The sequence below is a fragment of the Stenotrophomonas sp. MMGLT7 genome (assembly GCF_021168555.1).
Taxonomy (GTDB): domain Bacteria; phylum Pseudomonadota; class Gammaproteobacteria; order Xanthomonadales; family Xanthomonadaceae; genus MMGLT7.
In genome coordinates this window covers 15,861-28,705 of the sequence record NZ_JAJOZS010000013.1, presented here as the reverse complement: position 1 = coordinate 28,705, position 12,845 = coordinate 15,861, and the positions used below count along the sequence as shown (strand labels likewise).

General features: G+C 68.9%; 9 protein-coding genes. All 9 read right to left on the bottom strand.

Going from position 1 to position 12,845, the window contains the following annotated elements:
- Positions 1-148 precede the first annotated feature (148 nt).
- The 9 genes from LRX76_RS14660 to bamA all read right to left on the bottom strand — a co-directional run bounded on the left by LRX76_RS14660 (position 149) and on the right by bamA (position 12,844).
- Positions 149-1,108 (bottom strand): acetyl-CoA carboxylase carboxyltransferase subunit alpha, encoded by a 960-nt coding sequence (locus LRX76_RS14660; RefSeq protein WP_231806371.1) that lies wholly within the window; start codon positions 1,106-1,108, stop codon positions 149-151.
- Positions 1,109-1,203: 95 nt separating this feature from the next.
- On the bottom strand, positions 1,204-2,079 hold the full coding sequence (locus tag LRX76_RS14655) for a hypothetical protein (RefSeq protein ID WP_231806370.1): 876 nt from the start codon (positions 2,077-2,079) through the stop codon (positions 1,204-1,206).
- Positions 2,080-2,142: 63 nt separating this feature from the next.
- Positions 2,143-5,718, bottom strand: a complete 3,576-nt coding sequence (gene dnaE, locus LRX76_RS14650) for a DNA polymerase III subunit alpha (protein WP_231806369.1) — start codon at positions 5,716-5,718, stop codon at positions 2,143-2,145.
- Positions 5,719-5,923: 205 nt separating this feature from the next.
- Positions 5,924-6,649, bottom strand: coding sequence for a ribonuclease HII (locus LRX76_RS14645; protein ID WP_231806368.1), 726 nt, complete (start codon positions 6,647-6,649; stop codon positions 5,924-5,926).
- On the bottom strand, positions 6,646-7,974 hold the full coding sequence (lpxB, locus tag LRX76_RS14640) for a lipid-A-disaccharide synthase (protein ID WP_231806367.1): 1,329 nt from the start codon (positions 7,972-7,974) through the stop codon (positions 6,646-6,648). The genes LRX76_RS14645 and lpxB overlap by 4 nt, the downstream gene beginning before the upstream one ends.
- Complete coding sequence (lpxA, locus tag LRX76_RS14635; RefSeq protein ID WP_231806366.1) at positions 7,971-8,756, bottom strand: acyl-ACP--UDP-N-acetylglucosamine O-acyltransferase; 786 nt, start codon at positions 8,754-8,756, stop codon at positions 7,971-7,973. Before lpxA ends, lpxB begins: the two co-directional genes overlap by 4 nt.
- A gap of 6 nt (positions 8,757-8,762) precedes the next feature.
- Complete coding sequence (fabZ, locus tag LRX76_RS14630) at positions 8,763-9,218, bottom strand: 3-hydroxyacyl-ACP dehydratase FabZ (protein WP_231806365.1); 456 nt, start codon at positions 9,216-9,218, stop codon at positions 8,763-8,765.
- Between the two features lie 2 nt (positions 9,219-9,220).
- A complete protein-coding gene (gene lpxD / locus LRX76_RS14625) occupies positions 9,221-10,243 on the bottom strand; it encodes a UDP-3-O-(3-hydroxymyristoyl)glucosamine N-acyltransferase (RefSeq protein WP_231806364.1) in 1,023 nt (340 codons plus the stop codon).
- 231 nt (positions 10,244-10,474) lie between these two features.
- Positions 10,475-12,844, bottom strand: a complete 2,370-nt coding sequence (gene bamA / locus LRX76_RS14620) for an outer membrane protein assembly factor BamA (protein WP_231806363.1) — start codon at positions 12,842-12,844, stop codon at positions 10,475-10,477.
- Position 12,845 lies beyond the last annotated feature (1 nt).

Genomic DNA, 12,845 nt, shown 5'->3' with positions numbered 1-12,845 from the left:
GCGTTCGCTGCGGCGAGCGGCGCACTTGCATGATGAGCCACGACAAGCACGATGGCCGCAGCAGCGGCGATCCGGTGCCGGAGCGCGCAAGTAAAAGGCCGGCGTTGCCGCCGGCCTTTGCGTGTAGCGATCCCTTCCGGCTGCCGCCTCAGGCGGCCTCGTAGGCACCATAACCGCGCAGGCGCTCGTAGCGCTTCTGCAGCAGTTCCTCCAGCGGGACCTGCGCCAGTGCGTCGAGCTCGTTGAGCAGCACGCTCTTCAGGCGCTTGGCCATCTGCGTCGGATTGCGGTGGGCGCCGCCGATCGGCTCGCGCACCACCTTGTCCACCAGGCCCAGGCCCTTCAGGCGCTTGGCGGTCAGCCCCAGCTGCTCGGCGGCATCGCGGGCCTTGCCGGCATCCTTCCACAGGATCGAGGCGCAGCCTTCCGGCGAGATCACCGAATAGGTGCCGTACTCGAGCATCAGCGTGCGGTCGCCGACGCCGATCGCCAGCGCGCCGCCGGAACCGCCTTCGCCGATCACCGTGCAGATCACCGGGATCTTCAGCTCGGCCATCTCCATCAGGTTGCGGGCGATGGCCTCGGACTGGCCGCGCTCCTCGGCGCCGACGCCGGGATAGGCGCCGGGGGTGTCGATGAAGGTCAGCAGCGGCAGGCGGAAGCGCTCGGCCAGCTTCATCAGCCGCAGCGCCTTGCGGTAGCCCTCCGGGCGCGGCATGCCGAAGTTGCGCGCGACCTTGCTCTTGGTGTCGCGGCCCTTCTGGTGGCCGATGATCACCAGCGGCCGCCCGGCGATGCGCGCCAGGCCGCCGACGATGGCCTTGTCGTCGGCATAGGCGCGGTCGCCGGCCAGTTCCTGGAACTCGTCGCAGAACACGCGGATGTAGTCCAGCGTGTAGGGCCGGGCCGGATGCCGCGCCAGCTGCGAGATCTGCCACGGCGAGAGGTCGCGGAAGATCTGTGCGGTGCGCTTGCGCAGCTTGTCCTGCAGCGCGTGCACCTCCGATTCGACGTTCACCGCCGGCCCGGTGCTGGCACTGCGCAGCTCCTGGATCTTGGCCTCCAGGTCGGCGATGGGCTGTTCGAAATCGAGGTAGTTCGGATTCATGGGAAGCCGTCGTGAAACGAAGGGGGAAAGTGTAGCCGATGGCCGCTCGGGAGCCCGTACGGACCGGTCCGGAGGCCGCCGCGCGGCGGCCGCGGCTACGGCACCACCAGCACCGAACTGCCCATCAACCGCCCGCGGGTGTGGACGAAGTCGTTGTACGCCTCGTTGGCTTCGGTCGGCAGCTTGTGGGCGAGCATCACGGTGGCATTGGTGAAGTCGATCTGCGCCTGCATGGCTTCCTTCTGCAGGGCCAACTGCTGCTTGGCGCTGGTGGCCTTGAGGTAGCGCGCGTAGGTGTCGCGCATCGCCGCGGCGTGGGCCTCGTAGTGCGGATGCAGCGGCGGCAGCTGCGCCGGGGCGGTCTCCAGCGCATGCGCGGGCTGGACATAGCCGCCCGGCTTCTGCCGGGCATAGGCGCCGGGCTCGCCGCTGTTCTGCTCGACGTAGGCGATGAAGTCGGCCGCGGTGAATATCTTGGTGTTGATGCGGCCGCCGCTGGAATCGACGTGCGCCACCGTCTGCACTTCGGGGAACGGCTCGCGCACGCCGAAGGTCCAGCTCTTGTCGATGAACAGCGCGTGGGTCTGCTCGAACGGGCCCTCGATCTGCACCCCGTCCAGGTCGATGCGACGGTGTGCCGGGCCGAAGTTCTTCAGCTTGCTCTCGTCGGTCACGTAGACCTCGCTGGCGATCACGTAGTCGGAGAGCGTCGGGTTGATCAGCCCGCCCTTGCCGCGCGCGTAGACGATGAAGCGCACCTCGCCGAGCCGGTCGCTGCGCAGGCGGTGCTCGCCCGGGGAAAGCTCGACCGGGGTGGCGGCATTGGCGGCCACGGCGATGTCCTTGCCGTCGATGTTCAGCGTCAACGGCGTGGCGCCGGGATTGTCGACCAGGAATTCCTGTGCGGCGTCGTCGTTGCTGCAGCCGGCCAGGGCGACGGCCGCCAACAGCAGGGCCAGGAGTCGTTTCATCGAAGTTTCCTTAGGATTGCGAAGTACGGAGGAGATTGCGAAGTACGGAAGACGGGGAATGGGTCAGTGCGCCCAGGGCGGGCTGTACTTGACCTTGACCGTGCGCACGGCCGGGTCCGCGCGCAGGTGCTCGATCAGTTGCGGGTCGATGCGGACCGAGTGCGCGCCGTTGAGGTCGAGCATGCCGGCCACCGGGCCCTTGGGCGAGGGCAGCAGCAGGTCCACCCGCAGCGGCGTCTTGCCGGGGCGGTGGCGCGCCAGCAGCGCCTCGACCCGCTGCCAGGCCTGGCGCTGGCGCAGGTCCAGCCGCAGCGACAGCCGCCGCGCATGCTCGGCGCAGACCTGCTCGTAGTCCCAGCACTGGCGGATGCGCAGGCTGTAGCCGCCGTTGAACTCGTCCTCGCGCAGGCCGCCCTTGACGATCAGGATGCGGTCGCGCACCAGCAGTTGGCCGAACTCGGCCATCGCGTCGGAGAACGCGCTGCACTCCAGCCGGCCCTTGCCGTCCTCCAGCTGTACGAATACCTGGCTGTCGCCCTTGCGGCGCACGCCGACCACCAGCCCGGCCAGCACCGCCTGCACCTCCGGGCGCCAGCCGCGCTTCTCGCCGGACGGCTGCGCCGCCCAGATCTTGTCCAGCGCCCCCAGGTCGCAGCCGACCAGGTCCTTCACCTCGGCGGCATAGGGATCGAACGGGTGGCCGCTGAGGTAGAAGCCCAGCGTCTCGCGCTCGCCGGCCAGCAGCTGGCCCAGCGCCATCTCCTTGCTCTCCGGCAGCTCGACCTGGATCGCCGGGACGTCGCCGCCGCCGCCGAACAGCGAGTTCTGCCCGGCCTCGCGCTCGCGCGCCATCTGCTCGGTGGCCTTGATCACCTCCGGCAGCTGCAGCATCAAGGTGGCGCGGTTGCTGCCCAGGCCATCGAGCGCACCGGCGTTGACCAGCGCCTCCAGGGTACGGCGGTTGAGCCGCGCCGGGCCGGTGCGGGTGCAGAAGTCCAGCAGCGTGGTGTAGCGGCCGTTGCCTTCGCGCTCGGCAACGATCGCCTCGCAGGCACCGCGGCCGACGCCCTTGATCGCGCCCAGGCCGTACTGGATGGTGTCCGGGGTCGCGGCCTCGAACATGTAGGCCGAGTCGTTGACCCGCGGCGGCAGCACGGTCAGGCCGAGGTTGCGCACCTCGTCGAGGAAGCCCACCACCTTGTCGGTGTTGTCCATGTCCGAGGACAGCGTGGCCGCCATGAACTCGGCCGGGTAGTGGCGCTTGAGCCAGGCGGTCTGGTAGCTGACCAGGGCGTAGGCGGCGGCGTGCGACTTGTTGAAGCCGTAGCCGGCGAACTTCTCCATCAGGTCGAAGATCTCGTCGGCCTTGGCCTGGCCGACGCCGCCCTCGGCCGCGCCGGTGCGGAAGATCTCGCGGTGCTTGGCCATCTCGGCCGGCACCTTCTTGCCCATCGCGCGGCGCAGCAGGTCGGCGCCGCCCAGCGAGTAGCCGCCGACGATCTGCGCCATCTGCATGACCTGCTCCTGGTACACCATGATGCCGTAGGTGTCCTTCAGGATCGGTTCCACGCGCGGGTCGGGGTAGATCACCTCCTGGCGGCCGTGCTTGCGCTCGATGAAGTCCGGGATCAGGTCCATCGGCCCGGGCCGGTACAGCGACACCAGCGCGATCAGGTCCTCGAAGCGGTCGGGGCGGGCGTCCTTGAGCATGCGCCGCATGCCCGAGGATTCGAACTGGAACACCGCGCCGGTGTTGGCGGCGGCGAAGATGTCGCGGTAGGTCTCCACGTCGTCGAGCGGGATCGCGGCGATGTCCACCGGCGGCACGCCGGCGCGGGCGTGGCGCACGTTGATCGCCTTGACCGCCCAGTCGATGATCGTCAGCGTGCGCAGGCCGAGGAAGTCGAACTTGACCAGGCCCACTTCCTCGACGTCGTTCTTGTCGAACTGGGTGACCGGGTTTCTGCCCAGCGCGCCCTCGTCGTGTTCGGCGAACAGCGGGCAGAACTCGGACAGCGGCTCGGGCGCGATCACCACGCCGCCGGCGTGCTTGCCGGCGTTGCGGGTCAGGTCCTCCAACTGCAGCGCCAGGTCGATCAGGTCGCGGACGTCGTCCTCGCTGCCGTAGCGCTGGATCAGCTCGGCCGAGGCCATCTCCGAGCCGGCGCCTTCCTTGCCCTTGCCCAGCGCGTCCTTGAGCGAGATCCCGAGGATGTTGGGGATCAGCTTGGCCACGCCGTCGACGAAGCCGTAGGGGAAGCCGAGCACGCGGCCGCAGTCGCGCACCACCGCCTTGGCCGCCATGGTGCCGTAGGTGATGATCTGGCTGACGCGGTCGCGGCCGTACTTGCGCGCGACGTAGTCGATCACCTCGTCGCGCCGGTCCATGCAGAAGTCGATGTCGAAGTCGGGCATCGACACGCGTTCGGGGTTGAGGAAGCGCTCGAACAGCAGGTTGTACGGCAGCGGGTCCAGGTCGGTGATCTTCAGCGCCCAGGCCACCAGCGAGCCGGCGCCGGAACCGCGGCCCGGGCCGATCGGGATGCCCTGGCCCTTGCCCCACTTGATGAAGTCCGAGACGATCAGGAAGTAGCCGGGGAAGCCCATCTTGATGATCGTGGACAGCTCGAACTCGAGCCGGTCGACGTAGTCCTGGCGGCTCTTGCCCGGCGCCAGCGGGTTGGCCTGCAGGCGTTCCTCCAGGCCCTCGCGGGCCTGGTGGGTGATCCAGCTGTCCAGGGTCTCGTCGTCGGGCACCGGGTAGGCGGGCAGGAAGTAGGTGCCCAGCCGCATCTCGATGTTGCAGCGCTGCGCCAGCGCCAGGGTGTTGTCGATCGCGTCGGGCACGTCGGCGAACAGCTCGATCATGTCCTGCTGCGACTTCAGGTACTGCTCGCGGCTGTACTCGCGCGGGCGCCTTGGATCGTCCAGCACGCGCCCGGAGGCGATGCACACGCGCGCCTCGTGGGCGTCGAAGCCCTCCGGCGCCAGGAAGCGCACGTCGTTGCTGGCGATCACCGGCAGGCCGCGGCTGCCGGCGGCATGCAGGGCGAAGCGGTTGAACGGCTCCTCGCCGTCGCGGCCGGTGCGGGTCAGCTCCAGGTGCAGGCCGTCGCCGAACACCTTCTGCCAGTCGGCCAGCTGCTGCTCGGCCAGGTCGTGGCGGCCCTCGGCGAACAGCCGCCCGGCCAGGCTCTCGCGCCCGGCCAGCGCGAACAGGTCGCCGCTGCCGGCACGCAGCCACTCGGCCTGTACCGCCACGCCGCCCTCGTTGCGATGGCCCTCGAGCCAGGCGCGGGTGAGCAGCCGCGACAGGCTCAGGTAGCCCTCGCGGTTGCGGCACAGCACGGTCAGCCGCCATGGCGCCGCATCGCCCTCGGCCACCAGCAGGTCGGCGCCGGCGATCGGCTTGATGCCCACCGATTCGGCCGCCTTGTAGAACTTCACCAGCGCGAACATGTTGTTCAGGTCGGTGACCGCGAGCGCCGGCAGGTCCAGCTCCACCGCGCGGCTGAGCAGGTTGGCCTGCTTGGCCTTGGCCGGATTGGCGTAATCCGGTTTCTCGGGCACGCGGATGGTCGAGTCCGCCAGCGAGAACTCGGTGTGGACGTGGAGATGGACGAAGCGGGAAGTGGACATGCGGGACCGGCGATGATGCCCGCTCAGGGTAGCCGGGGGGGGGGGGGGGGCCACAAGGCTTGACAGTGCCGGATGCGGGCCGATCCCGGCGCCGGCACGGGTTTCCGCAGGAGCGGTTGCGGGAGCGACCTTGGGAGACCTGTAGGAGCGACTTCAGTCGCGATGGGGCTCTACCGGTAAAGCCACATCGCGACTGAAGTCGCTCCTACAGCGCTTGCTGCAGCACGTCCTGGGGCCTGGCGGGCAGGCAGGCGCGCACCGGGGCGAAGCTGCGGCGGTGCTGCGGGCACGGACCGTGCGCCGTCAGCGCGGCCAGGTGGGCCGGCGTCGCATAACCCTTGTGGACGTCGAAGCCGTAGTGCGGCCAGTGCTCGTGCAACTGGCGCATGATGCGGTCGCGGGTGACCTTGGCGACGATCGAGGCGGCCATGATCGCGCGGTCGCGGCCGTCGCCGCCGACCAGCGCCTCGGCCGGGCACGGCAGGCCCTTGGGGATGCGGTTGCCGTCGATGCGCGCCAGCCGCGCCACGTGCGCCACGCCCTGCACCGCCAGGCGCATGCCCAGCATCCGTGCCTGGTAGATGTTGATGCGGTCGATCTCGTCGGCCTCGATCAGCACCACCTTCCAGGCCAGGGCGCGTTCGACGATGCGCTGGTACAGCACCTCGCGTCGTTCGGCGCTGAGCACCTTGGAGTCGTCCAGGCCGTTGATGCGCGGCCGTGCCGGGTCGAACACCACCGCGGCGACGGCCACCGGCCCGGCCAGCGGGCCGCAGCCGGCCTCGTCGACGCCGGCGATGAGCGGAGATGACCAGCCATTGGGCTGTGAAAAGCCGGGATTGGGGATTCGGGATTCGGGGAAAAGCGTTTCCTGCGGCGGGGGAACTGCAGCAATACCGGGGGCAACGCAGGAAGGCGATGTGCGTTTCATGCCTTGGTTCCTGTCGAATCCCCAATCCCCAATCCCGGCTTTTCACAGCCCAATGGCTGGTCATCGCGGGGCTGCGCCAGCAGCCCGGCCACCGCCTCGGCCGCGCGTGCCGAGGCGTCGCGGCGCAGCTCGCCGTGGATGCGAAGGTACTGCGGCTGCAGCGCCGCCACCGCCTCGGGATGGCGGAACCAGTGCAGCAGCGCGGCGGCGAGCCGTTCCGGCGTGCAGTCGTGCTGTATCAGTTCCGGCGCCAGGTCCTCGCCGGCGAGGATGTTCGGCAGCGCGTAGCGGTCCACCTTGATCAGGCCCAGTGCCTTGACGATGCGGTAGGTCAGCGGCGCCACCTTGTAGCTGACCACCATCGGGCGCTTGACCAGCATCGCCTCCAGCGTGGCGGTGCCCGAGGCCAGCAGCACCGCGTCGGCGGCCTGCATCGCGGTGCGGGCCTGGCCGTCGAGCAGGTGCGCGCGCAGCACCGGCAGCGCCGAGCGCGACAGCTGCTCGGACAGCAGCTGGCGGCAGGCGGGATTGGCCGCCGGCACCACCACGTGCAGGTCGGGCAGCTGCTCGGACAGCAGCCAGGCGGCCTCGAAGAAGGTTTCGCCCAGCCGGCCGATCTCGCCCAGCCGGCTTCCCGGCAGTACCGCCAGCACCCTGGCCGCGGCCGGCAGCCCGAGCCGTTCGCGCGCGGCGTCGCGGTCGTTGCGGCAGGGGATGTCGTCGGCCATCGGGTGGCCGACGAAGCGCGCATCCACGCCGTGGCGCGCGTAGATCGGCGGTTCCATCGGGAACAGGCACAGCACCAGGTCGGCGCTGGCGCCGATCCTCTCGGCACGTTTCTCGCGCCAGGCCCATACCGACGGGCTGACGTAGTGCACGGTGCGCACGCCGCGCTGCTTGAGCCAGCGTTCCACGCCCAGGTTGAAGTCGGGCGCGTCGATGCCGATGAAGGCATCCGGCCGCCACGACAGCGCGCGCTCGCGGAACTCGCGGCGCAGCCTGAGCAGCCGCGGCAGGTGCCGCAGCACCTCGGCCAGGCCCATCACCGCCAGCTCGCTGGCGTCGAACCAGGTCTGGCAGCCGGCATTGCGCATGGCGTCGCCGCCGATGCCGGCGAACTGCGCGCCGGGAAAGAGCTTGCGCAGGGCCTGGATCAGGCCGGCGCCGAGGGCATCGCCGGAGGACTCGCCGGCGACCAGGACGAAGCGCGGCGCGGATGCGCCGGGATTGGGGATTGGGGATTGGGGATTGGCAAGAGCGGCCACAGCGGGGAACCCGGCCTCCTCCCCAATCCCGAATCCCGAATCCCGAATCTCCGCCATCATCGCAACAGCGGCCGCCCGGCGTGGTCGATGAACTCCAGCATTTCCTTCACGTCCTCGCTGCTGCGCGCCTGTTCGGCCAGTTGCTGCTTGGCCTCGGCCAGCGGCAGGCCGGCCACGTACAGGGTGCGGTAGGCGCGCTTGATCGCGGCGATGCGCTCGGCGTCGAAGCCGCGGCGCTTGAGCCCTTCGCTGTTGATGCCGCGCGGGCGGCCGAGCGAATCGCTGCCGACCATGGTGAACGGCGGCACGTCGCCATTGGTCAGCGCGCCCATGCCGAGGAAGGCGTGCGCGCCGATGCGGCAGAACTGGTGCGCGCCGGAGAAGCCGCTGATGATCACCCAGTCGCCCACGTGCACGTGGCCGGCCAGGGTGGTGTTGTTGGAGAACACGCAGTTGTTGCCGACGACGCAGTCGTGGGCCACGTGGGTGTAGGCCAGCAGCCAGTTGTCGTCGCCGATGCGGGTGATGCCGCCGCCGCCGCCGGTACCGCGGTTGACGGTGATGAACTCGCGGAACACGTTGCGGTCGCCGATCACCAGCTCGGTGCGCTCGCCGGCGTACTTCTTGTCCTGCGGGTCGCCGCCGATCGCGCAATGGCCGACGAAGCGGTTGTCGCGGCCGATGCGGGTGGGACCGTCGATGGTGCAGTGCGCGCCGATGCGGGTGCCGTCGCCGATCTGGACGTCGGCCCCGACCAGCGTGAAGGCACCGATGCTGACCCCTTCGCCGAGCTGGGCGGACGGGTCGACGTGGGCGCTGGGATGGATGGAGGTTTCTGCCATGGGCTCTCAGACCGTGGTGTCTTCGGCGCAGACGACTTCGGCGGACGCCACTTCCACGCCATCGACGCTGGCCACGCCGTGGTAGAAGGCGACGTTGCGGATCTGCCGTTTCAGGGTGACTTCCAGGTCCAGCCTATCACCGGGGATCACCATCTGGCTGAAGCGCGCGCTCTCGACCTTGGCCATGTAGAACTTGTGTACCTCCTGCTCGCCGCGCGAGAGCAGGATGATCAGGCCGCCGGCCTGGGCCAGCGCCTCGATGATCAGCACGCCCGGCATGATCGGCCGGTCGGGGAAGTGGCCGTTGAAGAAGGGTTCGTTCTGGCTGACGTTCTTGTAGGCGAGGATGCGCTTGAGCGGATCCAGTTCGACCACCCGGTCCACCAGCAGGAACGGATAACGGTGCGGAAGCAGCCTGCGGATGTGGTCGATGTTGACGGGAAGTTGGATGTCTGAGGTCATGTTCAGGGGGTCTTGGAAGCAAGGGCGATGACGCGGCGGGCAAGCGAATCGAGCTGGTGCAGGCGGGCGACGATCTTGCGCCAGCCACGGCCTTCCATCGCGGGCATCCCCGAGGAGTACTCGCCGGGCTCGCGGATCGAGCTGCCCACCATGGACTTGCCCAGCACCACGACCTTGTTGCAGATCTCGATGTGGCCGACCACGCCGACCTGGCCGGCCAGCATGCAGTAGCGGCCGATGCGGGTGCTGCCGGCCACGCCGACCTGGCCGGCCATGGCGGTATGCGCGCCGACGTGGCAGTTGTGGGCGATCTGCACCAGGTTGTCCAGGCGCACGTCCTCCTCCAGCACGGTGTCTTCCAGCGCGCCGCGGTCGATGGTGGTGTTGGCGCCGATCTCGCAGTCGTCGCCGACCTGTACGCCGCCCAGCTGCGGCACCTTGATCCAGCGCCCGCCGTCCATCGCCAGGCCGAAGCCGTCGGCGCCGAGCACCGCGCCGGGGTGGATGCGCACGCGCTTGCCGATGCGCACGCGGGTGACCAGGGTGACCCGGGCGACCAGCTCGCTGCCATCGCCCAGCACGCAGTCCTCGCCGATCACGCAGCCGGGCCCGACGATGGCGCCTTCGCCGATCACGCTGCGCGCGCCGATGCTGGCGAACGCGCCGATATGCGCGCTCGCGGCGACGTCGGCACTGGGATCGACGGCGGCGCTGGGATGGATGCCCGGCGCGCGCGCAGGCGGCACGTCGAACAGTGCGGCAACCTTGGCGAAGGCGGTGTAGGGATCCTTGGCGATGAGGGCGGTGCCGGGCGCGGCGTCGACGTCGCTGTCGCGCAGCACCACGACCGAGGCGTGGCTGTCGGCCAGCTGCGCGCGGTAGCGCGGGTTGGCCAGGAAGCTGAGCTGTCCGCTCCCGGCATGGGCGAGAGTGGCGACGCCATGCACGGCAACGCCACCGTCGCCATGCAGTTGCAGCCCGAAGCGCTCTGCGAGGGCTTGTGCGGTGTAGGTAGGAATATTCACGCCGGGATTCTACCGTGTGCCATGAGGGCGGTCATGCCGCTTGTTCGCAGCGGGAATGACTGGCCACGCCAGCGAACCAGGCAGGCTGCGACCCACAAACTGGAGAAAAGCCCCCTTTGGCAAAGGGGGCGCGCCGAAGGCGCGGGGATTCGGCAGGCACATCGCCGACCGGACTCCTGCGCAGCAGGAGCCGCCCCGCCAGGGCAACGCCCTGGCGGGGAGGGCGGTTCGTCAGAACTGCCCGCCGAAGGTGAACTGCAGCCGCTCGATCTCGTCGCCGTCCTTCTTCTTCAGCGGGATGGCATAGCTGATCGAGATCGGGCCCACGGGCGCGCGCCACAGCAGCGCCACGCCGGTGGACGCGCGCAGTTCGTTGGCCTTGACGTTGTCGGTGCCATCGAACACGTTGCCGAAGTCCACGAACGCGGACACGCGCGCCGACGGGCTGTCGAACAGGCGCGGGAAGTAGGCCTCGATCGAGCCGACCGTCTTCACCGAGCCGCCCAGCGGCTGGCCCCTGCTGTAGTAGGTGGTCGCCTCGGAGCGCGGGCCGAGGGTGTTGTCCTCGAAGCCGCGGACCGAGTTGGTGCCGCCGGCGTAGAAGTTCTCGAAGAACGGCAGCCCGGAGGCGGTGACGGTCTTCACGTAGTTGCCGTCGGCATCGTAGATGTCGCGGCTGGTGTCGCTGCCGTAGCTGTCGCCGTAGCCCAGTTCCAGGCGGGTGTTGATCACCAGCGAGGGGATGACCGGCCAGTACTTGGAGATCTGGTAGTTGAGCTTGTAGTACTCGGCGGTCGAGCCGGGCAGGGTGGCTTCCAGGCCGATGCGCTGGTACATGCCGCGGGTCGGCATGAAGTAGTCGTTGCGGGTGTCGCGCGCCCAGCCGATCTCGCTGCGCCAGGACTTGAAGGTGCGTTTGCCGACGGCATCGATGTAGTCGATGATCGCCTGCGGGGTGTAGCCGGCGTAGGTGGTGATCTGGTTGCTGTCGATGCCGAACATCAGCGAGAAGCTGTCGTTCTCGGTGATCGGCACGCCGAACACCACCTGCGCGGCGCCGTTGGTGCTGTTGTACTGGGCGGTGTTGAAGTCCGAGTAGTCCAGTTCGCGCCAGGACAGGTTGTAGCCCAGCGAGACGCCGTCGTCGGTGAAGAACGGGTTGGTGTAGGAGAACGCGTAGCGCTGCAGGTAGCTGCTGCGCGAGGCTTCCACCGCGACGCGGTTGCCGCCGCCGAGGAAGTTGTTCTGCGACAGCTGCACCGAGGTGGTCATGCCGTAGCTCTGCGAGTAGCCCAGGCCGAAGGTGAAGCTGCCCGAGGTGGTCTCCTTGACGTTGTAGACCACGTCCACCTGGTCGTTGCTGCCGGGCACGGGGGGCGTTTCCACGTCCACCGACTCGAAGTAGCCCAGCCGCTGCAGGCGGATCTTGGAGCGGTCGATCGCCGCCTGCGAGTACCAGGTGTCCTCGAACTGGCGCATCTCGCGGCGCAGGACCTCGTCGGAGGTGCGCGAGTTGCCTTTGAACACGATGCGGCGCACGGCCACGCGCGGGCCCGGCACCACCTGCATGTTGATGGCCACGGTGCGGTCGGCGCGGTTCGGGGTCGGGATCGGGTTGACCCGGGCGAAGGCGTAGCCGATGTTGCTCAGGGTGTTGGTGATCGCATCGGAGCTGTACTCCAGCAGCGCGCGCGAGAACGTGTCGCCGGCCTTGGGGATCACCAGCCGCTCGACCTGGTCCTGCGGCAGCACGGTGTCGCCGGTGACCTTTATCTCGGAGATCTTGTACTGCTCGCCCTCGGTCACGCCGGCGCTGATGAACATGTCCTGCTTGTCAGGGCTGATCGACACCTGGGTGGAATCCACGCTGAAGTCGATGTAGCCGCGGTCCAGGTACCAGGAGTTGAGCTTCTCCAGGTCGCCGGAGAGCTTTTCCTTGGAATACTGGTCGTCGCGGCGGTACCACGAGGCCCAGTTGTGCTCCTTGGACTCCCACTGGCCGAGGATGTCCTCGTTGAGGAACTTCTCGGTGCCGACCAGGTTGACGTGGCGGATCTTGGCCGCCTTGCCTTCCTTGATCGCGATGGCCACGTCGACGCGGTTGCGGTCCAGCGGGCTCACCGTCGGGGTGATCTGCACGTTGTACTTGCCGCGGTTGTTGTACTGGCGGGTCAGCTCCTGGGTCACCCGGTCCAGGCTCAGGCGGTCGAAGGTGCCGCCCTCGCTCAGGCCGATGTCCGACAGGCCCTTGAGCAGTTCCTCGGACTTGATGTCCTTGTTGCCGGTGACGGTGAGCTTGTTGATCGCCGGACGCTCCTTGACCGTGACCACCAGGATGTCGCCCTGGCGGTCGAGCTGGATGTCCTCGAAGAAGCCGGTCTTGTACAGCGCCCGGATCGACTGGCCGATCTTGGCGTCGTCGATGGTGTCGCCGCGCTCGACCGGCAGGTAGGTGAACACCGTGCCGGCGGCGATGCGCTGCAGGCCGTCGATGCGGATGTCGCTGGCGACGAAGGGCTCGGCGGCTTGGGCCAGCGCCGGCAGGCTCAGGCCGGCGGCAAGGGCAAGGGCAAGCAGGCGTCGAGTGGGAAGTCTCGTCATG